This window comes from Alicycliphilus sp. T452, assembly GCF_054512775.1.
The window spans coordinates 226059-252345 of the sequence record NZ_JBTNEH010000002.1 but is presented as its reverse complement, the minus strand read 5'-3'; the positions used below and the strand labels follow the sequence as shown (position 1 = coordinate 252345).

Genomic DNA, 26287 nt, shown 5'->3' with positions numbered 1-26287 from the left:
CCCCGGAGCCCCACCGATGAACGCACCCCTGCCCCGCGCGCACGTCACGCTCGACGACAAGTTCGAGATCCAGGAAGGCTGGATCTACCTCACCGGCACCCAGGCACTCACGCGCCTGCCCCTGCAGCAGCGCCTGCGCGACCAGGCCGCGGGCCTGAACACGGGCGGATTCATCTCGGGCTACCGGGGCTCGCCGCTGGGCCGCTACGACATGGAGCTGTGGGCGCAGCAAAAGCGCCTGGAGGCCCACAACATCCGGTTCACGCCCGGCGTCAACGAGGACCTGGCCGCCACGGCGGTCTGGGGCTCGCAGTACGTGGGCCTGCTGCCCGGCTCGGCCGTGGACGGCGTGTTCGGCATCTGGTACGGCAAGGGGCCGGGCACCGACCGCAGCGCCGATGCGCTGCGCCACCTGGGCAGCGCGGGCACGCACCAGCACGGCGGCGTGCTCGCCATCGCGGGTGATGACCACGGCGTCAAGTCCTCGTCGGTCTATAACTTCTCCGACCCGATCTTCATCGCCGCCGGCCTGCCGGTGCTCTACCCCTCGAACACGCAGGAGCTGCTGGACCTGGGTCTGCACGGCTTCGCCATGAGCCGCTTCTCGGGCTGCGCGGTGGGCTTCAAGGTGCACAACGACGTGGTCGAGGGCGGCGGTTCGGTCTATGTCGGCTCCGACGCGCCGGCCATCGTCCTGCCCGAGTGGCAGGCCGCGCCCCACCTCGGCCCGCAGGGGCTGAACATCCGCACCTTCGACATTCCGCTGGTGGGCGAGGAGCGGCTGGTCAACCACCGGCTGCCGGCCGCCGTGGCCTACGCGCGCGCCAACCGGCTCAATTACGTGCTGCAGGACGTGCCGGGCGCGCGGCTCGGCGTGCTGTCGGCCGGCAAGTCCTTCCAGGACGTGATGCAGGCCCTGGCCGAGATGGGCCTGGGCGAGGCGCGCCAGAAGGAGCTGGGTCTGCGCGTGGGCAAGGCCGGGCTGATCTGGCCGCTGGACCCGGAGTTCGTGCGCGAATTCGCTCAGGGGCTGGACGCCATCCTCGTGGTCGAGGAAAAGCGCGGAATCCTGGAGGACCAGGTCAAGGGCATCCTGTACGACCTGCGCCTGCCCAGCCCCCCGCGCGTGGTCGGCAAGTACGACGCCGCGCAGGCCTTCGCGCCCGAGCGCGGCGGCGTGGTGCTGCAGGGCTGGGGCGAGCTCTCGCCCACGCAGGTCATGCACGCCATCCGCGCGCAACTGCTCAGGCTCCATCCCGGCCTGCCCGAGATGGCGCTGCCGCCTGTGTCGAACAAGCTGCCGGGCCTGCCCGACCCGGCCTCGCCCAACCGCAACCCCGGCTTCTGCTCGGGCTGCCCGCACAACCGCTCGACCAAGGTGCCCGACGGCTCGCGCGCCATGGTCGGCATCGGCTGCCACGGCATGGCCGTGCTCAACGACCCGGTCAAGACGCCGCCGATGTTCACGCAGATGGGCGCCGAGGGCATGCACTGGCTGGGCCAGCACCACTTCACGAGCGAGAAGCACGTGTTCGCCAACATCGGCGACGGCACCTACTTCCACTCGGGCTTCCTCGCCATCCGCGCGGCCATCGCGGCCAAGGTCAACATCACCTACAAGGTGCTGGTCAACGGCTTCGTGTCGATGACGGGCGGCCAGCCCATCGACGGCGAGCTGAGCGTGCGGCAGATCGTGGCCGAGCTGATGGCCGAAGGCGTGAGGGACATCTTCGTGCTGACCGACGAACTGGAAAAGCACCCGGCCGGCAGCCTGCCCGCCGGCGTGCCGGTGCTGTACCGCGCCGAGCTGGACACGGTGATGCTCAAATGCCGCGAGCTGGCCGGCGTGTCCGTCATCGTCTACGACCAGCCCTGCGCCACCGAGCGCCGCCGCCTGCGCAAGCGCGGCAAGTGGGCCGACCCCGACAAGCGCACCTTCATCAACCCGGCGGTGTGCGAGGGCTGCGGCGACTGCTCCAAGGCCAGCAACTGCATGTCGGTCGAGCCGCTGGAGACGCCGTTCGGCCGCAAGCGCAAGATCAACCAGAGCTCGTGCAACAAGGACTACTCCTGCGTCGAGGGCTTCTGCCCGAGCTTCGTCACCGTCAAGGGCGGCAAGCTGCGCAAGGCCAGGAAGGGCGGCGTGGGCGCGGGCGGCGACTGGCCCGCTCTGCCCGAGCCCGCGCTGCCCGCGCTCACGGGAGCGTTCTCGGTGCTGATCACCGGCGTGGGCGGCACCGGCGTGGTCACCATCGGCCAGGTGCTGGGCATGGCCGCGCACCTGGACGGGCTGGCCTGCTCGGTGCTCGACGTGACCGGCCTGGCGCAGAAGTACGGCGCGGTGATGTCGCACCTGCGCATCGCCCGGAGTGCCGGGCACCTGCACGCCACGCGCATCGCCACGGCGGAAGCCGACACGCTGATCGGCTGCGACCTCGTGGTGAGCTCCGGCGACGAAGCGCTGGCGCGCGTCGGCCTGGGCCGCACCCGCGTGGTGGTGGCCACCGACCTCGTGCCCACCACCGACTTCTCGCGCAACCCCGACTGGCGCATGGACCCGGCGGCGCTGACCCAGCGTATCCGCGAGCGCTGCGGCAGCGGCCAGTTGCTGGCGCTCGACGGCCTGCGCATCGCCAGCCAGCTCATGGGCGACACCATCGCCGCCAACATGTTCATGCTGGGCGCGGCCTGGCAGGCGGGCGCGGTGCCGCTGTCGCACGAGGCCATCATGCGCGCCATCGAGCTCAACGGCACGCAGATCGACTTCAACAAGACCGCCTTCCTCTGGGGCCGGCGCGCCGCCGTGGACCTGGCGGCAGTGGAAAAAGCCGCCAGCGCGGGCAGCATCGTCCAGATCGTGCCGCGCATCGACATGTCGCTTTCCGCCGTGGTCCAGCGCTCCATGGACTACCTCACCGCGTACCAGGATGCCGCCTACGCGAACCGCTACAAGGCGCTGGTGGACAAGGCCGTGGCCGCCGAGACCCCGCTGGGCCTGGACAAGCGTTTCAGCACGGCCGTGGCGCGCTACTACTTCAAGCTGCTGGCGATCAAGGACGAGTTCGAGGTCGCGCGCCTGTACGCCAGCGACGAGTTCAGGCAGCAGATCGAAGGCGTGTTCGAGGGCGACTACAAGCTGCACTTCAATGTCGGCGCCTGGCCCTTCGGCGGCGTGGACAAGAACGGCAAGCCTTGCAAGAAGGAAGTGGGGCCGTGGCTGATGAAGGCCTTCGGCCTGCTCAAGCACTTCAAGGGCCTGCGCGGCACCATGCTCGACCCCTTCCGCAACAACGCCGAGCGCCGGCTCGCGCTGCGCCTGCTGCAAGAGTACGAGCGCGAGGTCGAGGGCCTGATCGCTGGCCTGAGCGCGGCGAACCACGAGGTGTCCGCCCAGATCGCGGCCCTGCCCGAGCACATCCGCGGCTATGGCCACGTGCGCGAGCAGCACGCCGAGAAGGTGGCCCGGCAGCGTGAGCAACTGCGGGCCGCGCTGGCGCAGGCCTGAGAAAAGAAGCGCCATGGACCTGATCGGCGAACTGCGCCAACTGGTGGGCGGCAGCGGCGTGCTGGACGCCGCCGAGCTTGCCACCCGCCCGGCCGGGGCCTTCCGGCCCGAGCACCTGCAGGCGCGCGCGCTGGTGCGGCCGGCCTCGACCCGGGAGGTGTCGGACGTGCTGCGCTGGTGCCATGCGCATGGCATCCCGGTCGTGGCCCAGGGCGGCCTCACCGGCCTGGTGCGCGGCGCCGACGCCGCGCCCGGCGAGCTCATCCTGTCGCTGGAGCGCATGCGCGCGATCGAATCCATAGACCCGCGGCAGCGCACCGCCACCGTGCAGGCCGGCGTCACGCTGCAGGCGCTGCAGGAGGCGGTGGACGCGCAGGGCCTGGCCTACCCGCTGGACCTGGGCGCGCGCGGCAGCGCCACGCTGGGCGGCACGGCCGCCACCAACGCCGGCGGTAACCGCGTGATCCGCTACGGCATGACGCGCGACATGGTGCTGGGCCTGGAGGCCGTGCTGGCCGACGGCACCGTGGTCTCCTCCATGCACCCGCTGATCAAGAACAACACCGGCTACGACCTCAAGCAGTTGTTCATCGGCTCCGAAGGTACGCTGGGCGTGATCACCCGCCTGGTGCTGCGCCTGCGCGAGAAGCCCACGGCCAGCCACGCGGCCCTGGTCGGGCTCGAGAGCTTCGGGCACGTGGCGGGCTTCCTGCGCCACATGGACCGCGCGCTGGGCGGCAGCCTGTCGGCCTTCGAGGTCATGTGGCAGTCGTTCTACCGGCTCGTGACCTCGCCGCCGGCCCAGGGCGTGCCGCCCATCGGCCAGGACCACCCGTTCTACGTGCTGGTGGAGAGCCAGGGCAGCCACCGCGAGCGCGACGGCCAGCGCTTCGAAACCGCGATGGAGGCCGCGTTCGAGGATGGCCTGATCGCCGACGCCGCCATCGCGCAGTCCGAGGCCGACGTGCACGCCTTCTGGCGCCTGCGCGACGACGTGGGGCAGGTGGTGCACGGCGGCTATCCGGTCACCTTCGACATCTCGCTGCCCATCGCCGAGATGGAGGGCTTCACCCGCCGTATCGCCGAGGCGCTGCCGCGCGAGATCGGCGACGGGCACCGGCTGTTCATCTTCGGCCACCTGGGCGACGGCAACCTGCACGTGGTGGTGCAGGTGCCCATGGCCCGCTGCGACGCGCTCAAACCCCGGGTGGAGGCCCTGGTCTACGGCGGCGTGGGCGCGGTGGGCGGCTCGGTCTCGGCCGAGCACGGCATCGGCCTGGACAAGCGCCGCTGGCTGGCGCTGAGCCGCAGCCCGGCCGAGCTCGCGCTGATGTGCGCCGTCAAGGCCGCGCTCGACCCGAAGGGCATCCTGAACCCGGGCAAGTTGTTCGAGGCCGCCTGAATCCAGTTTTCCACCTTTCTCAAGGAGTTTCCATGTCCGAAACCTCCGGCGCGCTGCCCGTCCTGACCACCCTGGCGCTGCCCCCGGCCCTGATCGAGGCCGCGCGCGCCAAGGGCCTGGACCTGCTGGGCCCGCTGCACCGCACCGACCCCGCCGCGTTCGCCGCGTGCGCCAGCAGCATCACCGCCGTGCTCACCAGCGCCGACGCGGCGGTGGACGCGGCCCTGATGGACCAGTTGCCGCGCCTGCGGCTCGTCAGCGTGATCGGCGTCGGCTACGACGGCGTGGACGTGGCGGCGGCGCGCGCACGCGGCGTGGTGGTCACCCACACGCCCGACGTGCTCAACGACGACGTGGCCGACCTCGCTCTGGGCCTGATGCTGGCCGTCGTGCGCCAGATTCCGGCGGCCGACCGCTTCGTGCGCGAGGGCTGCTGGCCGCAGGGGCCCATGCCCGTGGCGCGCAAGCTCAGCGGCGCGCGCTGTGGCCTGGTGGGCATGGGGCGCATCGGCCAGGCCATCGCCCAGCGTGCGGCGGCCTTCCAGATGGAGATCGCCTACACGGCGCGCGCCCCCAAGAACGATCTGCCCTACCTGTTCGAGCCCGACCTGCGCGCGCTGGCCGGGAGGAGCGACGTGCTGGTCGTGATCACGCCGGGCGGCGCGGCCACGCGCCACCTGATCGACGCCGAGGTGCTGCGCGCCCTGGGACCGCAGGGCGTGCTGATCAATGTGGCGCGCGGCTCGGTCGTGGATGAGGCGGCGCTGATCGATGCGCTGGAGCAGGGCGCCATCGCCGGCGCCGGCCTGGACGTGTTCGAGGACGAGCCGCGGGTGCCCGAGCGCCTGCGTGCTCTGCCCCATGTGGTGCTCACGCCGCACGTGGGCAGCGCCACGGCCCAGACCCGCCAGGCCATGGCCGGTTTGGCGCTGGGCAACCTGGTCACGCTGCGCATGGGGCAGCCGCCGCTGACGCCCGTGCCCGAATGCCGCGCCACCGCCGGCGTTGCCGCATGTTGAGGGGCTTCCGATGAGCACACCCATCACCTGTATCGAAGACCTGCGCGTGCTGGCGCAAAAGCGCGTGCCGAAGATGTTCTACGACTACGCCGATTCGGGCAGTTGGACCGAGGGCACCTACCGCTCCAACGAGGCGGATTTCCAGTCCATCAAGTTCCGCCAGCGCGTCGCCATCGACATGGACGGGCGCAGCACCGCCAGCACCTTGCTGGGCCACGCCGTGGCCATGCCCGTGGCGCTGGCCCCCGTGGGCGCCCTGGGCATGCAGCACGCCGAGGGCGAAATCCTGGCGGCGCGCGCGGCCAAGGCCTTCGGCGTGCCGTTCACGCTCTCCACCATGGGCATCTGCAGCCTGGAGGACGTGGCGCGCGAGGCCGGCGAGGGCTTCTGGTTCCAGCTCTACGTGATGCGCGACCGCGCCTTTGCCCGGCAGCTTATCGCGCGCGCCCAGGCCGTGAGGTGCCCGGTGCTGGTGCTCACGCTCGACCTCTCGCTGGTGGGCCAGCGCCACAAGGACATCAAGAACGGCCTGACCGACCCCTCGCGCATGACGTTCAAGCAGTTGCTGCAGATCGCGCGCCATCCGCGCTGGGCGTTGGGCATGGCCCGTTCCCGGCACAAGGCGTTCGGCAACGTGGTGGGCCACGCGCCGGGCATCCAGACCATGGCCGACATGGCGCGCTGGAAGGGCGGAGAGCTCGATCCCTCGCTCAACTGGACCGACGTGGCCGAGATACGCAAGCTCTGGCAGGGCCGGCTGGTGCTCAAGGGCATCCAGGACGTGGAGGACGCCAAGCTCGCCGTGCTGATCGGGGCCGACGCCATCGTCGTCAGCAACCATGGCGGGCGGCAATTGGATGGCGCCGAGTCCAGCATCCGCGCGCTGCCCGCCATCGTGGACGCGGTGGGCCACCAGATCGAGGTCTGGATGGATGGCGGCGTGCGCGGCGGACAGGACGTGCTCAGGGCCCGTGCTCTGGGCGCGCGCGGCTGCATGGTCGGCCGCGCCTTCGTCTACGGCCTGGGCGCGATGGGCGAGGCGGGCGTGACCCGGGCCTTGCAGATCATCCGCAACGAACTCGACCTGACCATGGCCTTCTGCGGCCACACCGACATCGAGACGGTGAACCGAGACATCCTGCTGCAGGGCGCGCCCCGCATACCGGCATGAAACACCTGACGATATTCACCCGCCTGGAGGAAATGGCCGCCGCGGCCAGCAGACCCCACGGCCAGGCGCGGGAACTGGTGCAGTCCGTCGCCGTGCTCCAGCTGGACCAGGGGCCTGGCGCTGGCGCAGCGCCCGCCCACGCCGCAGCCGCCCTGGCGCATGCCCCGCGAGGCCGTCCGCCGCAGATCAGCCGTTCGTGACCTTTCACTTTCCAGGAGACTTCCATGTCCACGATCACCCTCCGCAAGAACAGCGACATCCTCACCAACAGCCCCAGCGAGATCATGAACCTCGCGCGCAAGGGCCTGCTGCACGGCGCCGGCTACGCATCCGCGCGGCTGGCGACGCGCCCGCTGATCGCCATCGCCAACTCGCACACCGAGCTGACCACCGGCCATTCGCACCTCGACAAGCTGGCCAAGCGCGTGCGCGACGGCATCATCGCCGCCGGCGGCGAGGCGGCCGAGTTCAACGTGCCCGCGCCCTGCGATGGCCTGGCCATGGGGCACGACGGCATGCGCTACGTGCTCGCGCAGCGCGACCTGATCGCCGACATCTGCGAGATGCACCTGCGTTCGCAACCCTACGATGGCGTGGTCTTCATCGCCGGCTGCGACAAGATCAACCCCGGCATGATGATGGCCATGGCGCGGCTGGACCTGCCGGCGCTCTACCTGGCCGCCGGCCCGGGGCAGAACGACATCCGCCACCAGGTCGATTTCCGCCAGCAGTCGATCGACCACGGGCTGTACTTCGACACGCCCGAGCTGCTGGGCAAGACCGTGACCTGCGCCACCTGCGGTTCGTGCGAGATCATGGGCACGGCCAACACCTTCCAGTGCCTGGCCGAGGCGTTCGGCATCTGCATCCCCGGCTCGTCCAACATCCCCGGTTTCCACACCGACAAGCTGGAGGCCGCGCGCGCCACCGGCGAGCGCATCGTCGCCATGGTCGGCGAGAAGCTCAACGCGCGCCAGATGTTCACCGAGGCGGCGTTCCGCAACGCCATCACCACCTGCATGGCGATCGGCGGCTCGACCAACGCCGCGCTGCACCTGCCGGCCATCGCCCATGCGGCCGGTGTGCGCCTGAGCGCGGCCGACTTCGACGCCGCCGCCGACGTGCCCACGCTGCTGGGCATCGTACCCAACGGCCCCTGGGGCATCTACGACATGTTCGTCGCGGGCGGCATGCCGGCGGTGTTGAAGCGCCTCGCGCCGCTGCTCGACACCTCGTGCATGACCGTGACCGGCCAGCCGCTGGCCGATACGCTGGAACGCGCGGTGGTGAAGAACCCGCGCGTGATCCCGCCGCTCACCCAGCCGTTCCGCCCCAAGGCCGGCATCGTCGTGCTGCGCGGCAACCTGGCGCCGGACACCGCCGTCATCAAGTCCTCCGGCGTGGACGGGGACATGCTGGTGTGCTCGGGCCCGGCGCGCTGCTTCGACACCGAGGTGGATGCGCAACTGGCCATCAACCGCGGCGAGGTGGCCGACGGCTCGGTCATCGTGCTGCGCTACCTGGGCCCCAAGGGCGCGCCCGGCATGCCCGAGATGCTGGCCATCACCGCCTCGCTCAAGCTCAAGGGCCTGCGCAAGACCGCACTGGTGACGGACGGGCGCTTCTCGGGCGGCACCAACGGCCCCTGCGTGGGCCACGTCTGCCCCGAGGCCAGCGACGGCGGGCCGATCGCGCTGGTGCAGGATGGCGACATCATCGAGATCGACATCCCCGCCAAGCGCCTGACCCTGCGCGTGGACGAGGCCACGCTGGCCGCGCGCCGCGCTGCCTGGACGCCAGTGCTGCGCGAGGCGCCGCACGGCTTCCTGCAGCGCTACCGCAGGCACGTGCGCCCGGCGTCGGAGGGCGCGGTGCTGGACTGACACGCCGGCGGCGGCGGCGGGGGAGGGCGGGCGACATAACGCGCACTCTCCGGCCCATCCCCCGCGCCCAGGCGGAGTGTCCGCGCGAGGAAGGGCACCGTACCCGCCTGGCCCGCCCTGGGGCCTGGGTCTCGGCGACCGGCGAAAGATGCGCGCAAGTAAAATGCGCGGTTTGTCTTCCCGAACCCAGAAAGCCCTGCCATGAGCCTGAAATGCGGCATCGTGGGCCTGCCCAACGTGGGCAAGTCCACTCTCTTCAACGCCCTCACCAAGGCGGGCATTGCCGCCGAGAACTATCCTTTTTGCACCATCGAGCCCAACACTGGCGTGGTCGAGGTGCCCGACCCGCGCCTGACGGCGCTGTCCGAAGTCGTCCAGCCCGAGCGCGTGGTGCCGGCCATCGTCGAGTTCGTGGACATCGCCGGCCTGGTGGCGGGCGCTTCCAAGGGCGAGGGCCTGGGCAACCAGTTCCTGGCCCACATCCGCGAGACCGATGCCATCGTCAACGTGGTGCGCTGCTTCGAGGACCCGAACGTGATCCATGTGGCTGGCCGCGTGGACCCCATCGCCGACATCGAAGTCATCCAGACCGAGCTGTGCCTGGCCGACCTGGCCACCGTCGAGAAGGCGCTCAACCGCTACAGCAAGGCCGCCAAGAGCGGCAACGACAAGGAAGCGGCCAAGCTGGTCGCGTTGCTCACGCCGATCCAGGCCGCGCTCAACGAGGGCAAGCCCGCGCGCACGATCGTGGTCAGCAAGGAAGACGCGCCCCTGCTCAAGCAGTTCTGCCTGATCACGGCCAAGCCCGCGATGTTCGTCGGCAACGTGAGCGAGGACGGCTTCGAGAACAACCCGCTGCTCGACCGCCTCAAGGAATACGCCGCCGCGCAGAACGCGCCCGTGGTTGCCATCTGCGCCAAGATCGAGGCCGAGATGGCCGAGATGAGCGACGATGACCGCGCCATGTTCCTGGAAGAGATGGGCCTGGAGGAACCGGGCCTGAACCGCCTGATCCGCGCGGGCTACGACCTGCTGGGCCTGCAGACCTACTTCACCGCGGGCGTGAAGGAGGTGCGCGCCTGGACCATCCACAAGGGCGACACCGCTCCCCAGGCGGCCGGCGTGATCCACGGCGACTTCGAGCGCGGTTTCATTCGCGCGCAGACGATTTCGTTCGACGACTTCATCCAGTACAAGGGCGAGCAGGGCGCCAAGGACGCGGGCAAGATGCGCGCAGAGGGCAAGGAGTACGTCGTCAAGGATGGCGATGTGATGAACTTCCTGTTCAACGTGTAGGGAGCTCGTTCCTGCTGGTCAAGATCACTGGCAGCGGAAGCACCGCTCGCCCGGATCAAGCAAGGCATCCTACCCCGTCCATGGCCGGCAGCGGGTCGAGTAGCGCGTAGCCGAGTCCGAGGTGCGGCGTCGTGGCAATCGAGCAACGCAACGGCGCTGCACTTCGGGGTTGAGTCAGCTCCTGCGTCCCCCTTCCCCCCCGAGCTGAGGGGGGGGCAATCGGCAAATCTAGGCCAATCTCCGGCCTGTGTTTTTAAGAAATACAGCGAGGAGATTCCCATGCCTTTTGATACCGTCAGCGTCACCCCGAGTGCCTACAGCTACCCCCTCCTGATCAAGCAGTTGCTTCATACGGCGCTCGCCGTGTCCAAGGACCAGGAGATCGTTTACCGCGATAGCGCGCGTTTTTCCTACCAGGAGTTCCGGCAGCGTATCGGCCGGCTGGCCAATGCCTTGAGCGCCCAGGGGGTCGAGCCGGGCAATACGGTGGCGATGATGGACTGGGACAGCCATCGCTACCTGGAGTGCTTCTTTGCCGTCCCGATGATGGGCGCGGTGCTGCAGACCGTGAATATCCGTCTTTCGCCGGAGCAGATCCTCTACACGCTGAATCACGCCAAGGCCGATGTCGTGCTGGTGAACGCCGAGTTCATTCCGGTGCTGGCGGGTATCAAGGATCAGCTGGAGACGGTGAAGAAATTCATCCTGATCAGCGACGACGGTACCGAGCTGGCATCGGTGCAGGTGCCTTGCGTGGGCGAGTACGAGTCTTTGCTGGCCGCGCAGTCCGCCGACTACGACTTCCCCGATTTTGACGAGAACACCCGCGCCACCACCTTCTACACGACCGGAACGACGGGCCTGCCGAAGGGGGTTTATTTCAGCCATCGCCAGCTGGTGCTGCATTCGCTGGCCGTGGCGGCGCATCTGGGTTCCGCGCCCGAGCAGGGGCGCTTGCATCGTGGCGACGTGTACATGCCCATCACCCCGATGTTCCATGTCCATGCCTGGGGGTTGCCCTACATCGCCACCATGCTCGGCCTGAAGCAGGTCTATCCGGGCCGTTATGCGCCGGATACCCTGGCAAAGTACATCCGCGACGAGAAGGTGACCTTCTCCCATTGCGTGCCGACCATCCTGCACATGCTGCTGTCGAGTCCGGCCGCCAAGGATGTCGATTTCTCCAACTGGAAGGTGATTATCGGCGGTTCCGCCTTCCCCAAGGGCATGGCTGCCATGGCGCTGGCGCGCGGCATCGACGCTTTCGCGGGCTACGGCATGTCGGAGACCTGCCCGATCCTGACCATCGCGAGCGTGCCTTCGGACGTGGCCGCTGACGACCTGGACCGCCAGGCCGACCTGCGCATCAAGACGGGCTACCCGATTCCGCTGGTCGATCTGCGCACGGTCGATGGCGACATGCGCGATACGCCGCGCGATGGCAAGAGTTCCGGCGAGATCGTCGTCCGTGCACCCTGGCTGACCATGGGCTATCTGCACAACCCGGCGGCCTCCGAGGACCTCTGGGCCGATGGGCGCCTGCATACCGGCGACATCGGAGTGATCGACGGCAACGGCTGCCTGCAGGTTACCGACCGCCTGAAGGATGTGATCAAGACGGGCGGCGAATGGGTTTCTTCGCTGGAGCTCGAAAACATCATTTCGCAGCACCCGGCGGTCAACGAGGTCGCCGTCATCGGGATCAAGGACGAGAAGTGGGGCGAGCGTCCGATGGCGCTGGTCGTCCTCAAGGATGGCCAGGAGGCCACGCCGGATGACATCAAGGGCATCGTCAAGAAGTTCGCCGAGGACGGGCATATCTCGCGCTATGCGATACCCGAGCAGGTGCGCTTCGTCCAGACGCTGGCCCGGACCAGCGTCGGCAAGATCAACAAGAAGGCTATTCGCGAAGAGCTGGCATCCTGAAGGCCAGGCCGAGGGAGTTGGAAGTGACTCAGTTGCATGTAAAGCAAGCAGCCGTCCTCGGGGCCGGCGTCATGGGGGCGCAGATTGCCGCGCACCTTGCCAACGCAGGCCTTCAGGTTGTCCTGTTCGACCTGGCCGCGAAAGAAGGCGACAAGAGCGGCATCGTCAAAAAGGCCATCGATGGCTTGAAGAAGCTCGAGCCAGCGCCGTTGGCGAGCAAAGCTGCTTTGAAATACATCGTCGCGGCCAATTACGACGAGCACCTGCCCTTGCTCGCGGATTGCGACCTGGTCATCGAGGCCATTGCCGAGCGCGTGGACTGGAAGAATGACCTGTACGCCAGGATCGCGCCGTTCCTGTCGGCGACCGCCATCGTCGCCTCCAACACCTCCGGCCTGTCGATCAACGCGCTGGCCGACGGCCTGCCGGCCGAAATCCGGCCGCGCTTTTGCGGCATCCACTTCTTCAATCCGCCGCGCTACATGCGCCTGGTCGAGATCATCGCCACCGAGACGACCGGTGCCGGAACGCTCGACGCGCTTGAGACCTGGTTGACCTCCCGGCTTGGCAAGGGCGTGGTGCGTGCACTCGACACGCCGAATTTCGTGGCCAACCGGATCGGCGTCTTCTCCATCCTGGCCGTGATGCACCACACGCAGCGTTTCGAACTGGGATTCGATACGGTCGATGCGCTGACCGGCCCGAAAATCGGCCGGCCGAAAAGCGCCACCTACCGTACCGCCGATGTGGTCGGCCTCGATACCCTGGCCCATGTCATCCGCACCATGCAGGCCACCCTGCCGGACGACCCGTGGCATTGCCATTTCAAGGTGCCGGCCTGGCTCGATGCGCTGATCGAGAAAGGGGCGTTGGGCCAGAAGAGCAAAGGCGGTATTTTCCGCAAGGCCGGCAAGGCCATCCACGTCCTCGACCTGGGCCGTCAGGATTGGCGGCCGTCCACCGGAGAGGCGAGCCCCGAGGTGGCTGCCATCCTCAAGGAGCGCGACCCGCACACCCGCTTTGCCCGATTGCGCGAGTCTACGGACCGGCAGGCCCGGTTCCTGTGGGCCATTTTCCGGGATGTATTCCACTACGCTGCCGTGCAGCTCGAATCGGTTGCCGACAATGCGCGCGATCTCGATCTGGCGATGCGCTGGGGCTTCGGCTGGGCACTCGGGCCATTCGAAATTTGGCAGTCCGCCGGCTGGGCCGACATCGCGCAGGCCATCGTTGCCGACATCGCGGCCGGCGAGGCGATGAGCAGCGCGCCGCTGCCGGACTGGGTCTTCGATGGCCGCAGTGGCGTGCATGCGCCGGCGGGTTCCTGGTCGGCAAGCCGCAAGCTCGATGTGCCGCCGTCCTCCCTGCCGGTGTACCAGCGCCAGCTCTTCCCGGCGCGCGTGCTCGGCGATGGTTCGCCCGCGCCCGGGCAATCCGGCGAGACGCTCTACGAGAACGAAGGCGTCCGTCTGTGGCGTTTGCCGGCGGTCGATGCGGGCATCGGCATCCTCTCGTTCAAGTCGAAGATGCATGCCATCGGCGCCGATGTCCTCGCCGGCCTGCAGGAATCCCTTCGTCTGGCGGAAAGAACGCTGTCCGGCGTGGTCCTCTGGCACGATGCTCCCTTTGCCGTCGGCGCCAACCTGGCGGAGATCGGCGGAGCCTGCGCCAGCGGGGATTTCGCCAGGCTCGAAGGCTATGTCGAGGATTTCCAGCGCGCCAGCCTCGCCATCAAATACGCTCCGGTGCCGGTGGTTGCCGCCGTGCAGGGCATGGCCCTTGGGGGCGGGTGCGAGTTCGCCATGCACGCGGCGCGCCGGGTCCTCGCGCTGGAGAGCTACATGGGCCTCGTCGAGGCTGGCGTCGGCTTGATCCCGGCCGGCGGCGGCTGCAAGGAACTGGCGCTGCAGGCGGCCGAATGGGCCAGCCGCACGGCGACGCCGAATGATCTGCTGGCCTTTCTGCAGCCTGCATTCATGAACATTGCGACGGGCAAGGTCTCGAAGAGCGCCCCGGAGGCGGTCGGCTACGGCTTCGCCCGGGCGGCGGATACGGTGCTTTTCAACGCGGATGAACTGCTTTACGTCGCCATCCATGAGGCCCGTGCCCTGGCCACGGCAGGTTACGCGCCGAAGCCGATGGCGCGGGGCATTCCGGTGGCAGGCCGGGCCGGTATCGCCAGCCTGGATATGGCGCTTATCAACATGCGCGACGGCGCCATGATCTCGGCCTACGACTACCAGGTCGCCCGCGCCGCAGCGGTTGCCCTGTGCGGCGGCGAGATCGATGCTGGCAGCCTGGTCGACGAGGCATGGCTGCTGGCCGTCGAGCGCCAACTGTTCGTCGGGTTGCTCAAGAACCCCGAAACCCAGGCCCGGATCAAGCACATGCTGGAAACCGGCAAGGTGCTCCGCAACTGATCCGCGCCAAGAGAGACGACATGAGCCAACAGATTCAAGAAGCCTACATCGTCGCGGCGACACGTCTGCCGGTGGCCAAGCGCAACGGCATGTTCAGGAACGTCAGGCCGGATGACATGCTGGCCCATGCCATCCGTTCCGTCGTTGCCCAGGCGCCGGGTGTCGATCCGGCGCGCATCGGCGATGTCATCGTCGGCTGCGCCATACCGGAGGCCGAGCAGGGCATGAACGTCGCCCGGATCGGCGCCTTGCTGGCAGGCCTGCCGAATACCGTTCCGGGCATCACCATCAACCGCTTCTGCTCTTCCGGCCTGCAGGCCGTGGCCGACGCCGCCAACCAGATACGTCTCGGCCTGGCCGACGTGATGATCGCTGCAGGCACGGAATCGATGAGCGCGATGTCCAACATCATGGGCAACAAGGTCCTGCCCAACCCGGCGGTGTTCTCCGACGAGAACCTCGGCATCGCCTATGGCATGGGACTGACCGCCGAACGTGTTGCCGAACAGTGGCAGATCAGCCGCGCGCAGCAGGATGCTTTCGCCGAAATGTCCCATCGCAAGGCTTGCACGGCCATTGCAGCCGGTCATTTCAAGGCCGAGATTTCACCCTATACCGTGCATGACCATCTGCCGGATCTGGACACCGGCGAGATCCGGCAACGTCAGCGCAGGCCGGAGAACGATGAGGGCGCACGCGCCGATATCTCCATCGAGAAACTGGCCAAATTGCGGACCGTCTTCCACGCCAAGGGATCGGTGACTGCGGGCAACGCTTCGCAGATGTCCGATGGTGCGGCCGCGGTCATGCTCGTTTCGGAGAGAGTCCTGAAAGAGCACGGCCTGACACCCCTGGCCCGCTTTGCCGGCTATGCCGTCGGTGGCGTGGCACCGGAAATCATGGGGGTTGGGCCGATCGTGGCCATTCCCAAGGTTTTGCGGCAAACCGGCATCCGCCAGCAGGATCTGGACTGGATCGAACTGAACGAAGCCTTCGCGGCGCAGGCGCTGGCCGTGGTCAAGGAGCTCGATCTCGACCTGGACAGGATCAATCCGCTGGGTGGAGCCATTGCACTCGGCCACCCGCTCGGTGCCACAGGCGCCATCCGCACCGCCACACTGGTGCACGGCATGCGCCGTGCCGGCGGCAAGTACGGTTTGATCAGCATGTGCATCGGCACGGGCATGGGCGCGGCCGGCGTTTTTGAACGAATTTGAATCGGACAACAAAAGGAAGACAGCAACATGAGTGACTACAAGGCACCCGTGAAGGACATGCGTTTCGTCATGGACGAAATTGTCGGATTGCACGAGATCAACTGCCTGCCAGGCTTCGAGGAAGCGACGCCGGACATGGCAGATGCCGTCCTCGAGGAGGCGGCCAGATTTACCGGCGAGGTTCTCGCTCCCCTCAATCGGCTCGGTGACACTCAGGGCTGCACACTGGGAGCAAACGGCGTGGCGACCCCGGAAGGCTGGAAGGAAGCCTACAAGGCGTTCTGCGACGGGGGCTGGAATGGCCTCAGCTCGCCAGTGGAATTCGGCGGCCAGGGGTTGCCGGAAACTTTCGGCATTGCCGTCAAGGAAATGGCGGCCTCGGCCAACCTGTCGTTCTCGCTGTGTTCCATGCTCACCGGCGGCGCCGTCGCGGCCTTGCTGACCTGCGCCAGCGACGAACTGAAGGCGGTCTATCTGGAAAAGATGATCACCGGCGAATGGACCGGCACGATGAACCTGACGGAGCCGAATGCCGGTTCCGACCTCGCCCTGATCCGCTCGCGCGCCGAGCCGCAGGCCGACGGCAGCTACCGTGTCTTCGGCCAGAAGATCTTCATCACCTACGGCGACCACGACATGACGGACAACATCGTCCACCTCGTGCTCGCCCGCCTGCCCGATGCGCCGGCCGGCGTGCGCGGCATCTCGCTGTTCCTGGTGCCCAAGTTCCTGGTGAATGCCGACGGCTCGCTCGGCGCGCGCAACGATGCCCACTGCGTCTCTATCGAGCACAAGCTGGGCATCCACGCCAGCCCGACCTGCGTGCTGGCCTTCGGCGACAACGGCGGCGCGGTCGGCTATCTGCTGGGCGAAGCCAATCGCGGCCTCGAATACATGTTCATCATGATGAACGAGGCCCGCCTCGGCGTCGGCCTGCAGGGCATCGCCCTCGGCGAACGCGCCTACCAGCAGGCGCTGGCGTATGCCCGCGAGCGCAAGCAGGGCCGCGATGCGGTGACCGGCGAGGCGCTGGTCACCATCGACCGCCACCCGGACGTGCGCCGCATGCTGATGCTGATGAAATCGCGCGTCGAAGCCTGCCGCGCCGTGGCCTATTACACGGCCGGCCTGCTGGACCGGGCGCATGCCGGGGCGGATGCCGGGCAGAAGCAGCGTGACCTGTTCCTGGCGGAATTCATGATCCCCATCGTCAAGGGCGGCAGCACCGAGATGGGCATCGACGTCACCTCCCTGGGTATCCAGGTGCACGGCGGCATGGGCTTCATCGAGGAAACCGGCGCCGCGCAGCACTGGCGCGACTCGCGCATCACCACCATCTACGAGGGCACCACCTGCATCCAGGCCAACGATCTGATCTTCCGCAAGCTGGCGCGTGACCAGGGCGCCACCGCCAAGGTGGTCTTCGGCGAAGTGGCGGCCACGGCCCGGGCTCTGTCGGAATCGGAACGCCCGGAATTGCAGGCCATGGGCCAGCGACTCGGCGCTGCGTTGCCGGCCTGGATCGAGACCACCGAATGGCTGCTTGCGAACGCCAAGAGTGGTATCTCCGGCGTGCTGACCGCGGCCGTGCCTTATTTGCACATGGCCGCGGGCGTCTGCGGCGCCTGGGTGATGGGAAAGGCGGCCCTCGCCTCTGCGGCTCGCCTGCAGGATCAGGGGGATGCGCAGTTCTACCGGAACAAGATTGCCACGGCCCGCTTCTATGCCGACCAGATCCTGCCCCAGGTCGACGCCTGGGCGGCAACGGTGATGGCCGGGGATGCCGCTATCGAGGGTATCGGTACCGAATTGTTCGATTGATGGTGCCGGCACTCGAAAGGGTGCTGGCAGAAGCCACTCTGCGGACTCTGCGAAGCCTCTCTCTTTGCAGTAGTCGCCTTGGAGGGGGGATCCCCCCTCTTTTTTTGCCTATCGACGGTTGGGTGCGTCCATGGAGTCGGTTGCCTTAATCGAGCGATTGCAGCATCGCCTTCAGCAGTACGTCCGGGGGCTGGGCGCCGGACAGGGCGAGGCGATGGTTGAAGACATAGTAGGGAACACCGGATACGTTGTGGTTTGAGGGGCGTGGACGACCTTGCCCGAGGGCCTGGGTCAGCTGACGGTCATCGAGCGCAGCACCGCATTCGTTGGCAATCGCGATGAGCACGGTCGTATCCCCGATATCCCGGCCTTCCATGAAATAGCCCTGGAACAGCTTTTCGATCAGACGCTCCGTCAGGGCATCGTCACCGGACTGGGCGACGAGACCGATCAGCCGGTGTGCGGCCAGGGTGTTCGGCATCACGGCGATTTTTTCGAAAGCGAATTCGATGCCGGCAGGACGCCCGGCCTCCCGGACTTGCGAACGCCGGGCGGCAACGGCCAGTGCGCTGCCCAGGCGGTGTTCGTAGAACTCCTGATAGGGCAGCCCGTTGAGCGGCGTGTCCGGCAGCAGCGGGAACGAGTGCCAGCGAACCTGGGGCTGTAGATCGGGCCGGCTGGCCCGGAACTGTTGCAGGGCACTGGCCAGGTGCCGTTTGCCAATCAGGCACCAGGGGCAGATCAGGTCGAAATAGACGTCAATGGTCAGGCCAGTGTTCATGATGATTTCGGGTGGCGCGAAGCGATGGGAAGTGGCGTGGCAGGCGGCTGGCGCCGGACGTTCCGGTCCAGCAGTACCGCCACGCCGCCGATGAGGGTGAGTGCGCCGGTGCCCAGGGCCAGCGAAAACAGCGAGTCCCACAGCCATGGCGCGATGGCACTGGAGGCCAGCGCGATCATGGCGAACTGGAGGAAGGTTTGGAGCGAACTGGCGACTCCCGCGTTCTGCCGCAACGGCTCGATCGCCTCGCTGACCAGGATGGGCAGGGCGATGGCCAGGCCGAATGAATAGATGAAAAGGGGCAGGACGCTGATTCCGCCGGCCGGCAGCAGTCCGGCAATGGCCAGGTTCAGGAGGATCGATGGGCCGAGGATGCAGTAGGCCATGGCCAGCAGCCGGGCGCCGCTGAACCTGCGCAGCAGTTTCGGCAAAGCCAGGAATCCGCTGCTCAGGCCGAGGGTGATCGGAGCGTAGATCAGGTAGATGTCTGTTGCCTGCCTGCCGAGCAGATGGATGACGATGGCCGGTGCCGAAACGACGTAGATGGCCATGCTCGTCCAGTTGGCGACATGGGCGATCGACAGGCGCACGAAGCGGGGCGTGCGCAGGGCGAGCAGGTAGCTGCCGACGAGCGCGCCGGGGCGCAGGCTTTGGCGCTGTTCGGCGGGCAAGGTTTCCGGAAGCCAGCGCCAGTAGACGAGGGCCATGGCCGTGGCAACCATGCCAAGGGCCACGAATATCGAGCGCCAGCCGAGATGCGTGCCCAGCCAGGCACCGATGACCGGGGTCACGATCAGGCTGGCGATCTGGATCAGCGTGATACGGCCCAGCAGGTGTTGCGCCTGGGCGCCGTGATACAGATCGAGCAGGATGGCCCGGCTGATCACCATGCCTGCACTGGCCGCCAGCCCCTGGGCGATGCGCAGCGCCCACAGGGCCTCGATGCTGGTGGCAAGCGCGCTTGCACCGGCGGACAGGGCAAGGATGAAGATTGCCACCAGGATCGTCCGCCGGCGCCCATGGGCATCGGCAATGGCGCCGCACCAGAGGGACATGAAGGCGCTGGCGATGAAGAACAGCGAAATCGTCTGCTGCGCCTGCCAGCCGTTGATGCCCATATCCGCCTGCAGTGCCGGCAAGGCGGGGATCCACATGTCCGAACACAGGGAGTTCAGCAGCCCCATGACGGCCAGCAGCAGGACCAGTGCTGCTGGCGGCGGCGTGGCTCTTGCCGGGCCGCGATCCGTCATCAACCGAGGCGACGGATCAGTTCTTCCGCCAGTGGCCATTCGCCGAAGCCGGAGGCGGGATTGAGGTGGCCGACGGCGCCGACGTCGACCAGTTCGCTGCCCCAATCCCTGGCGTATTGGGCGGCGCGCTCGTAAGTGGAAAGCGGGTCATTGGTGCTGGCCGCGACGATGCTCGGGAAAGGCAGGCGGCTGCGCGGGATGGGCAGCCAGCCGTTGTCGCGCAGCGTGTCCAGTGCCGGATAGCCCGCCGGAAGAGGAGATTCGAGATCGGCCGGCGCCGCCAGCAGGGCGCCCTGGATCGAACGCTGGTATTTCTGCGCCCAATGCACCGTAATCATTACCCCGGCACTGTGGGCGACGATGACTACCGGGCCTTCGATTTTGGCGATGGTCTGCTGCAAGGCCTCGACGCGGGCGGCGCAACTGAGCTTGTCATGCTCGATCGGGGCGACCGAGCACGCCTTGGGCAGCTTGCGCTCCAGGATGGTCTGCCAGTGTTCTTCGACATGGTCGCGCAGGCCGGGAACGATCAGGATGGTCGGAGATTGGCTCATGTGGGTATTTATTTTTGAGAGTTGAGGTTCAGGTCGACATGCTGCGGATATGCCGCAGATCGTCGGCGTAATGGCGCTTGCCGATGATGAAGGCGGTCGTGGCGCCCAGGGCGATGAGCGGCACCAGTTGCATGGCGCCCATCAGGCCGATCCGGTCGGCGATCAGGCCGGTGACGAAGGGGCCGGGAGCGAGGCCGAGCAGATTATTGGCCAGGGTCAGTGTGGCGAAGGCCGTGGCGTGGATCGACGGGTGCGTCAGATTGGCGACCATGGCGCCGGCCGGCCCGGTGGTACCGGCGACCATCGCCATCCCGAGGGCGAGCATGGCCAGTTGCGCGGTGCCCGGGGGCATCATGAAGCCGGTCAACAGAAAGGCTGCCGACAGCAGCGAATAGACGATGGCCACTGTCCATTTTCTCGATGGGGCGGAGCGGCTGATCCGGTCGGTGATGACGCCGCAAACAGTCATGCCGATGGCGCCGACCAGGATGAAGGCCGCCGCGGCAACGCCGGCCTTGTCGGTGGGCAGGTCGTAATATCGGTTCAGGAAGCTGGGCAGCCAGGCCAGCATCGCCGCCATGATGAACAGTTGAAGGCCGCTACCGACATAGGCGGAAATAACCGAGCGCGAGGCGAACAGCCCGGAGAAGATGGCGCGCAGCTTCAGGGGCTGGGAGGCTGGCGTCGGAGCGGTTCCGGCCGCCGGCTTTTTCTCGGAACGGAGCTTGCTCTCGCGGACGATCATGGCATAGAAGACGACCAGGAACATGCCGAACGCAGCCATGGCGCCGAACGACCAGCGCCAGCCGAAATGGGTAGCGACGATGCCGCCGAGGGCCATGCCGACGACGGACCCCACCGGGCCGCCAGCCATGAAGGCGCTGGTCAGGGTGGAGCGCATGCGGGCAGGGAAAATGCTCAGGATCAGGGCAATGCCCACGCTGCCATAGGCTGCTTCACCGACGCCGACCAGGAAGCGGGCAGCGAACATCTGGTTGTAGTTGGCCGCCAGGGCGCAGCCAAGGGTTGCCAGGCTCCACAGGCCAGCCATCAGGGTCACGCTGCGGACGCGGCCCCAGCGGTCCGCGACGACAGAGAGCGGAAAGGTCAGTATGCCCACGAGCAGCGCGACGATGCTGCTCAGCGAGCCGAGTTGGGTGTCGGTCAGGGCCCATTCGGCCTTGAGAACCGGGAAGACCGCGTTCAGGACCTGACGGGACATATAGTCCGAGAGGAGCAGCCCGAAGGTCAGTGCGAAAACGACCCACGCATAGGTGCGTGGAACGGTCGGTTCGGCATCCTCGCTCGATGAGGTTGCGATATAGACGGCCAAGGTTGTCTCCTTTTTATTGCCGCATGCGGGGAGAAACCTCGTCCGGCCGGCATTTGTGCAGGCCGGACCGTGCTCTGCGGTCCGACCTGTCTGACTACGTTAAAGCTCTGCCGATTTCAGGCAGCGTATTGCGTGAAGCCCTTCTGGCCCGGCTTGCGGTTTGGCGCGAAGCCGTTCTTGGCCAGGGTTTCGTCGGCGCTGCTGTAGAAGGTGCCGATCTTGTAGATCTCGCGGGCCTTCTTGCCGTCAGCGACCGGGCGGCCGAGTTCGCGGGAGATGCGGACCAGTTGCTCGATCTGCTCGACGGTGCTCATCTTGCGCGAACGATCCTGGGTCCAGATGTTGTCCTCGATGCCGCAGCGGACATGCAGGCCCATGGCCATGCCCATCATGTTGAGCGGCAGGGTGTTGAGCATCGAGGTTTCCATGGTCAGCACGGAGCCATCGGGGCAGGCGCGCACGAAGTTGGCCAGGTTGTAGATGTTCGGGGCATCGAAACCGCCGCCAATGGCAACCCAGGTCAGGATCAGCGGCACGTTGCACACGCCCCGGCGCATCATGCGCTCGACGGTTTCCAGCTGGGAGATGGTGGCCAGCTGGAAGTGGGTCTGGATCTTGTTGGCGCTCAGGCGCTTGATGTGTTCCTCGACCCAGGCCGGACCGGCCGGAATGGTCATTTCGCGGTAGGCGTGGTAGCCCGGGGTACCGACATCGAGCGAGGTGCCGCGGACATCGGCCGGGACCATCTGCTCGACCACGTTCATCTGGTTGGAGTTGATGGCGATGGTCACCTGGTCGGGCCTGGGGGTCAGTTCGGCCAGCATGTGGCGGGTGTCGTCGGACAGCCACTTGGCGGTCTCGCCTTCCGTTTCCGGGGCGAAGGAGATCGAGCCGCCCACTTGCAGGATCATGTCCGGGCAGCGGGCGCGAATGCCGGCCAGCAGTTCGTTGAACTTGGACAGGCGCTTCGAGCCATGGCCGTTTTCTTCGCGCACGTGAAGGTGCAGCACGGAGGCGCCGGCGTTGTAGCAATCGACCGCTTTCTGGATCTGGGCTTCCATGGAGACCGGAATGTCCTCCGGAAAATCGGAGGGCATCCACTCGGGGCCGTACGGGGCGCAGGTGATGACCAGGTCTTGCATGTTTTCAACGTGCAGGGAACCGTCGATGAAGTTCATGTGTTACTCCTTGAAGGGTATTGATCAGGTTTGGGCTGTGTGCTTTCGGGTTGACCGTGGACGGCCAACCCTCTCGATGGCTAGAAGGGCTTGTCGCCGACGATGGCGGCGCGCTCCATCTTGCGGTGGCACGGCGGGTAGTCCATGACCGCATAGTGCTGGGTGGAACGGTTGTCCCAGATCGCGACGCTGTAGGGCTTCCAGCGCCAGCGCACCTGGTATTCGGGGTTGTAGGCCTGGCTGATCAGGTACTGCATCAGATCGCTGCCGTTCTTGTTGTAGTCCTGGCCGTAACGGACGTGATCCTTGGTGTGGTAGTTCACGAAATGGGTCGTGAAGGCATTGACGAACAGGACCTTCTCGCCGGTTTCGGGGTGGGTGCGGACGACAGGATGCTCGGCGTCCGGGTACTGCGCCTTCATGGCCAAGCGCTTTTCCTGCGGCATGGCGGCAGCGAAGGAGGAATTGAAGCTGTGGTTGGCAATCAGGCTGGAGATCTCCTGCTTGATGGTTTCCGGCAGCTTTTCGTAGGCCAGGACCATGTTGGCCCACATCGTGTCGCCGCCCACCGGCGGACACTCGATGCAGCGCAGCACGCAGCCCAGGGCAGGTGTTTCGCGCCACGTGCCGTCGGCGTGCCAGGCATTCTCGTAACGGTCTATCGGGCTGTCCGGATTCTTGTAGATCTGGACCAGGCCCGGCGCCTCCGGGTGGCTCGGCGCCATGGGGTGGGTTTCGAGCTCGCCGAGTTTCTGGGCGAAGGCCATGTGGTCTACGCGCGACAGCTTGTCGAGCGTCTGGTCACGCAGGAAGAGTACCCGGTGCTTGAGCAGTGCGGCGTAGATTTCCTTGAACAGCCCGTCGTCGCGCACGGCATCGCCGAGGTTGACATCGAGAAGTTCTGCGCCGACGGCGCAGGTCAGTTGTTCCACTTTCATTGGTGTTGTCTCCTCATATGACGAAAATCGATGACCCGGTCGTCTTGCGAGCTTCCAGATCGTGGTGCGCCTGCACTGCTTCCTGCAGCGCATAACGTTGGTTGATCTCGATCTTGATGCGGCCGGAAGCCACGTGACCGAAGATTTCGCCTGCCAGAGCCGCCTTTTCGGCAGGGTCGGCGATGTAGTCGGCAAGCGCGGGGCGCGTCAGGTAAAGCGACCCCTTCATGGCCAGCAGCTGCGGATCGAAGGGCGGGATGGTGCCGGAGGCCGTGCCGACGCAGACCATCAGGCCGCGGCGCTTGAGCGAATCGAGCGATGCGTTGAAAGTGCTGCGGCCGACGCTGTCGAAGACCACGTTCACGCCGACGCCGCCGGTCAGTTCGCGGGCACGCTTGGCCACGTCTTCGTGGCTGTAGTTGATGGTTTCATCGCATCCGTGGGCGCGGGCGACGGCGGCTTTCTCCTCGGTGGACACCGTGCCGATGACGCGAATGCCGAGCAGCTTGGCCCACTGCGACACGATCAGGCCGACGCCGCCGGCCGCGGCATGCAGCAGCAGCGTGTCGCCTGCCTTGAAGTCGTAAATGCGGCGCATCAGGTAGGCGGAGGTCAGGCCGCGCATGGTCATCGCGGCGGCCGTTTCGCATTCGATGCCTTCCGGCAGCTTGATCAGCGGAGCTGCGGCAATGGTGCGCGCGGTGCTGTAGGCGCCCAGGGTATTGATGAAACCGGTGTAGGTCACCTTGTCGCCCACCGCGACGTTGGTGACGCCTTCGCCGACGGCTTCGACCACGCCGGCTGCCTCGACGCCCATGCCGGCAGGCAGGGGAATCGGGTAGGTGCCATTGCGGAAGTAGGTGTCGGCGAAGTTCAGGCCGACCGCCACATGGCGCAGCCGGACCTCGCCCGCGCCGGGGGCGCCGACGTCGACATTTTCCAGGGTCAGGACTTCCGGTCCGCCGGTCTTATAGAAACGAATTGCCTGTTCCACTTGTTCCCCTTTTGATTAAAGTTTTGTTTAGCGATCGGTTTTCGCCAGATTGACGATCCGCGAGAAGAGGTGTCGGAATTCGGCATCCGTTTCGCCGCCAAAGCGGGGATCGCGATTTTGCGAAAATGCCGCATTGATTTCGTCCCAGTCAGCCTCAGTCAGGTAACGCTGCGCCTCGGGGAGAATGACGCCCTCTTCGCGGCCCATGTGTTCCCATATGAATTTGGCGTAGGCGGAGACTGCCTTTTCGAGGTCCTGCGCGGTTTTCTTGCCATCCGCATATTGCTCAACGATGACGGTAAGTTCGCGGACCATCTGTTCGTCCCGGATATGCTGGCGCTCCAGCTCATCCAGCTCGGGATTAAGAGCGGAGGTCCTTTCACGCAGTTTCCGGAAGAGATATTCCTCTTCTTTGGGGTGATGCAGGGCCACCGGAAATTCCCGGATGTAATGCACCATGGCTTGCATCAGTACCGGGTCGGGAGCCGCATCGCCATCGGCTGCAGGCTTCAGGATGTGCAGCCAGGCATGCAGGACAGCGGCCAGCGAGCGGTGTTCGTCCCGGATGGTGGCAATGGCCTGCGCCGGCGCCGGGGGGGCGGCCATGGCCGAAACGAGAACCGGGATCTCGGAGTTGATCAGGACCTTCAGCGTTTGCGATCCGAGCATCATGCCCAGGGTGGTGCGCCGGCCATGCGAGGCCATGAAGATCAGGTCGCACCCTTCCGAGCGCGCCGCCCCGATGATGGCCGTGTAGGGCGAGTCGCTGACCATGGTCGCCGAAGCGCAGGGAACGCCTTGGGCGCGGGCGGCCGATTCGGCCTTGGTCAGCAGTTCGCGGGCCCGCCCCTCGAAGTTGTAGGCGTAGTTCTCGGGCGAGGTCAGGCGTACGATTTCGGCCTCGCCGCGCAAGGACGAAGAGGGGTCCGATGCCGCGTGGAAAAAAGTGATTCGCGCACCGAGGGAGCGCGCAAACTCGACAGCACGCCCAATCGTGACTATCGACAGGTCCGTGTTGTCGATGGGAACCAGCAGATGGCGATACATGGCGACTCCTCGGTCAATTTGCTGTAAAGATGATCTTCATGCTTCAAGCTGCACCATGACCTTGCCGTCGGCGATCATGACGGGAAAGGTCTTTGCCGCAATTTGCGGGGCAACCAGCAACTGGCCGGTGGTGACATCGAAGCGCCAACCGTGCGACCGGCAGGTAACCACCTTGCCGCACAGATTTCCATTGCTCAAGGCGGCACCGGCATGCGGACAGGAGTTTTCCAGGGCGTAAACCGCCCCTTCCACGTTGAACAGGGCGATATCCGTGGTGCCGATCCGTATCGGACGCGACGTGCCTGGGGTTATGTCCTGCAGCAAACATGCTTCGACGAAATTCATCTGACGCTCTCATATCCATGGCTATGGGCCGTGGATAGATCGTAGGTGAACGATGGCCGTGGAGAACCCCCTCGAAAAAGGGGGGGGTGGCCATGCTGCTCGCAGCGGGGAGTTTTGATTTATCGTACAAACCATGGCATGCGAACCGTTCTCCGTGGCATGCATGGGCTGACGAGGCGCCTTACCGGCGAAAGTGGCGAATCCGTT

Annotated in this window: 20 protein-coding genes; 11 read left to right on the top strand and 9 right to left on the bottom strand. The window is 66.5% G+C overall.

The genetic code is table 11. The features are described 5' to 3' along the window. Positions 1-16: 16 nt before the first annotated feature. From ACX12L_RS02730 to ACX12L_RS02680, 11 genes are all read left to right on the top strand, one after another. On the top strand, positions 17-3505 hold the full coding sequence (locus ACX12L_RS02730; RefSeq protein ID WP_459261207.1) for an indolepyruvate ferredoxin oxidoreductase family protein: 3489 nt from the start codon (positions 17-19) through the stop codon (positions 3503-3505). A 13-nt stretch (positions 3506-3518) separates the two neighbouring features. Next, the gene (locus tag ACX12L_RS02725) at positions 3519-4907 is read left to right on the top strand and encodes an FAD-binding oxidoreductase (RefSeq protein ID WP_459261206.1); all 1389 of its coding nucleotides are present in this window, start codon (positions 3519-3521) and stop codon (positions 4905-4907) included. A gap of 32 nt (positions 4908-4939) precedes the next feature. After that, a complete protein-coding gene (locus ACX12L_RS02720; RefSeq protein WP_459261205.1) occupies positions 4940-5926 on the top strand; it encodes a 2-hydroxyacid dehydrogenase in 987 nt (328 codons plus the stop codon). Between the two features lie 10 nt (positions 5927-5936). Further along, complete coding sequence (locus ACX12L_RS02715) at positions 5937-7097, top strand: alpha-hydroxy acid oxidase (RefSeq protein ID WP_459261204.1); 1161 nt, start codon at positions 5937-5939, stop codon at positions 7095-7097. After that, the gene (locus tag ACX12L_RS02710) at positions 7094-7297 is read left to right on the top strand and encodes a hypothetical protein (protein ID WP_459261203.1); all 204 of its coding nucleotides are present in this window, start codon (positions 7094-7096) and stop codon (positions 7295-7297) included. The genes ACX12L_RS02715 and ACX12L_RS02710 overlap by 4 nt, the downstream gene beginning before the upstream one ends. Before the next feature lie 24 nt (positions 7298-7321). Then, on the top strand, positions 7322-8980 hold the full coding sequence (ilvD, locus tag ACX12L_RS02705) for a dihydroxy-acid dehydratase (RefSeq protein WP_459261202.1): 1659 nt from the start codon (positions 7322-7324) through the stop codon (positions 8978-8980). 201 nt (positions 8981-9181) lie between these two features. After that, positions 9182-10276 carry a redox-regulated ATPase YchF gene (ychF, locus tag ACX12L_RS02700; protein ID WP_459261201.1) on the top strand — a complete coding sequence of 365 codons (1095 nt, stop codon included), beginning with the start codon at positions 9182-9184 and terminating at the stop codon, positions 10274-10276. 279 nt (positions 10277-10555) lie between these two features. Continuing rightward, complete coding sequence (locus ACX12L_RS02695) at positions 10556-12202, top strand: fatty acid--CoA ligase (RefSeq protein ID WP_459261199.1); 1647 nt, start codon at positions 10556-10558, stop codon at positions 12200-12202. A gap of 23 nt (positions 12203-12225) precedes the next feature. After that, a complete protein-coding gene (locus ACX12L_RS02690) occupies positions 12226-14622 on the top strand; it encodes a 3-hydroxyacyl-CoA dehydrogenase/enoyl-CoA hydratase family protein (protein WP_459261274.1) in 2397 nt (798 codons plus the stop codon). A 20-nt stretch (positions 14623-14642) separates the two neighbouring features. After that, positions 14643-15839: an acetyl-CoA C-acyltransferase gene (locus ACX12L_RS02685; RefSeq protein WP_459261198.1), complete on the top strand. Its 1197-nt coding sequence runs from the start codon at positions 14643-14645 to the stop codon at positions 15837-15839. Positions 15840-15866: 27 nt separating this feature from the next. Then, positions 15867-17660, top strand: coding sequence for an acyl-CoA dehydrogenase (locus ACX12L_RS02680; protein WP_459261197.1), 1794 nt, complete (start codon positions 15867-15869; stop codon positions 17658-17660). A gap of 145 nt (positions 17661-17805) precedes the next feature. Here ACX12L_RS02680 and ACX12L_RS02675 read toward each other — a convergent pair whose 3' ends face one another. The 9 genes from ACX12L_RS02675 to ACX12L_RS02635 form a co-directional block, all read right to left on the bottom strand. Further along, positions 17806-18441, bottom strand: coding sequence for a DsbA family oxidoreductase (locus ACX12L_RS02675; RefSeq protein ID WP_459261196.1), 636 nt, complete (start codon positions 18439-18441; stop codon positions 17806-17808). Then, entirely contained in the window at positions 18438-19691 is a 1254-nt protein-coding gene (locus ACX12L_RS02670) for an MFS transporter (protein WP_459261195.1), read from the bottom strand. The genes ACX12L_RS02675 and ACX12L_RS02670 overlap by 4 nt, the downstream gene beginning before the upstream one ends. Next, positions 19691-20245, bottom strand: a complete 555-nt coding sequence (locus ACX12L_RS02665; RefSeq protein ID WP_459261194.1) for an RBBP9/YdeN family alpha/beta hydrolase — start codon at positions 20243-20245, stop codon at positions 19691-19693. Before ACX12L_RS02665 ends, ACX12L_RS02670 begins: the two co-directional genes overlap by 1 nt. A gap of 28 nt (positions 20246-20273) precedes the next feature. Then, positions 20274-21578: an MFS transporter gene (locus tag ACX12L_RS02660; RefSeq protein WP_459261193.1), complete on the bottom strand. Its 1305-nt coding sequence runs from the start codon at positions 21576-21578 to the stop codon at positions 20274-20276. Between the two features lie 116 nt (positions 21579-21694). Continuing rightward, positions 21695-22756 carry a beta-keto acid cleavage family enzyme gene (locus tag ACX12L_RS02655; RefSeq protein WP_459261192.1) on the bottom strand — a complete coding sequence of 354 codons (1062 nt, stop codon included), beginning with the start codon at positions 22754-22756 and terminating at the stop codon, positions 21695-21697. 80 nt (positions 22757-22836) lie between these two features. After that, on the bottom strand, positions 22837-23694 hold the full coding sequence (locus ACX12L_RS02650; RefSeq protein WP_459261191.1) for a TauD/TfdA dioxygenase family protein: 858 nt from the start codon (positions 23692-23694) through the stop codon (positions 22837-22839). A 13-nt stretch (positions 23695-23707) separates the two neighbouring features. Continuing rightward, positions 23708-24688, bottom strand: coding sequence for a quinone oxidoreductase family protein (locus tag ACX12L_RS02645; protein ID WP_459261190.1), 981 nt, complete (start codon positions 24686-24688; stop codon positions 23708-23710). Between the two features lie 27 nt (positions 24689-24715). After that, positions 24716-25735 (bottom strand): universal stress protein, encoded by a 1020-nt coding sequence (locus ACX12L_RS02640; RefSeq protein WP_459261189.1) that lies wholly within the window; start codon positions 25733-25735, stop codon positions 24716-24718. Positions 25736-25771: 36 nt separating this feature from the next. Then, entirely contained in the window at positions 25772-26080 is a 309-nt protein-coding gene (locus ACX12L_RS02635; protein WP_459261188.1) for a Rieske (2Fe-2S) protein, read from the bottom strand. Positions 26081-26287: the final 207 nt, after the last annotated feature.

Bases quoted from the DNA above. Each gene is read 5' to 3' on its own strand.
- ACX12L_RS02730 (WP_459261207.1), top strand. From the start codon at position 17: ATGAACGCACCCCTGCCCCGCGCGCACGTCACGCTCGACGACAAGTTC.
- ACX12L_RS02725 (WP_459261206.1), top strand. From the start codon at position 3,519: ATGGACCTGATCGGCGAACTGCGCCAACTGGTGGGCGGCAGCGGCGTG.
- ACX12L_RS02720 (WP_459261205.1), top strand. From the start codon at position 4,940: ATGTCCGAAACCTCCGGCGCGCTGCCCGTCCTGACCACCCTGGCGCTG.
- ACX12L_RS02715 (WP_459261204.1), top strand. From the start codon at position 5,937: ATGAGCACACCCATCACCTGTATCGAAGACCTGCGCGTGCTGGCGCAA.
- ACX12L_RS02710 (WP_459261203.1), top strand. From the start codon at position 7,094: ATGAAACACCTGACGATATTCACCCGCCTGGAGGAAATGGCCGCCGCG.
- ilvD (WP_459261202.1), top strand. From the start codon at position 7,322: ATGTCCACGATCACCCTCCGCAAGAACAGCGACATCCTCACCAACAGC.
- ychF (WP_459261201.1), top strand. From the start codon at position 9,182: ATGAGCCTGAAATGCGGCATCGTGGGCCTGCCCAACGTGGGCAAGTCC.
- ACX12L_RS02695 (WP_459261199.1), top strand. From the start codon at position 10,556: ATGCCTTTTGATACCGTCAGCGTCACCCCGAGTGCCTACAGCTACCCC.
- ACX12L_RS02685 (WP_459261198.1), top strand. From the start codon at position 14,643: ATGAGCCAACAGATTCAAGAAGCCTACATCGTCGCGGCGACACGTCTG.
- ACX12L_RS02680 (WP_459261197.1), top strand. From the start codon at position 15,867: ATGAGTGACTACAAGGCACCCGTGAAGGACATGCGTTTCGTCATGGAC.
- ACX12L_RS02675 (WP_459261196.1), bottom strand. From the start codon at position 18,441: ATGAACACTGGCCTGACCATTGACGTCTATTTCGACCTGATCTGCCCC.
- ACX12L_RS02670 (WP_459261195.1), bottom strand. From the start codon at position 19,691: ATGACGGATCGCGGCCCGGCAAGAGCCACGCCGCCGCCAGCAGCACTG.
- ACX12L_RS02665 (WP_459261194.1), bottom strand. From the start codon at position 20,245: ATGAGCCAATCTCCGACCATCCTGATCGTTCCCGGCCTGCGCGACCAT.
- ACX12L_RS02655 (WP_459261192.1), bottom strand. From the start codon at position 22,756: ATGAACTTCATCGACGGTTCCCTGCACGTTGAAAACATGCAAGACCTG.
- ACX12L_RS02650 (WP_459261191.1), bottom strand. From the start codon at position 23,694: ATGAAAGTGGAACAACTGACCTGCGCCGTCGGCGCAGAACTTCTCGAT.
- ACX12L_RS02640 (WP_459261189.1), bottom strand. From the start codon at position 25,735: ATGTATCGCCATCTGCTGGTTCCCATCGACAACACGGACCTGTCGATA.
- ACX12L_RS02635 (WP_459261188.1), bottom strand. From the start codon at position 26,080: ATGAATTTCGTCGAAGCATGTTTGCTGCAGGACATAACCCCAGGCACG.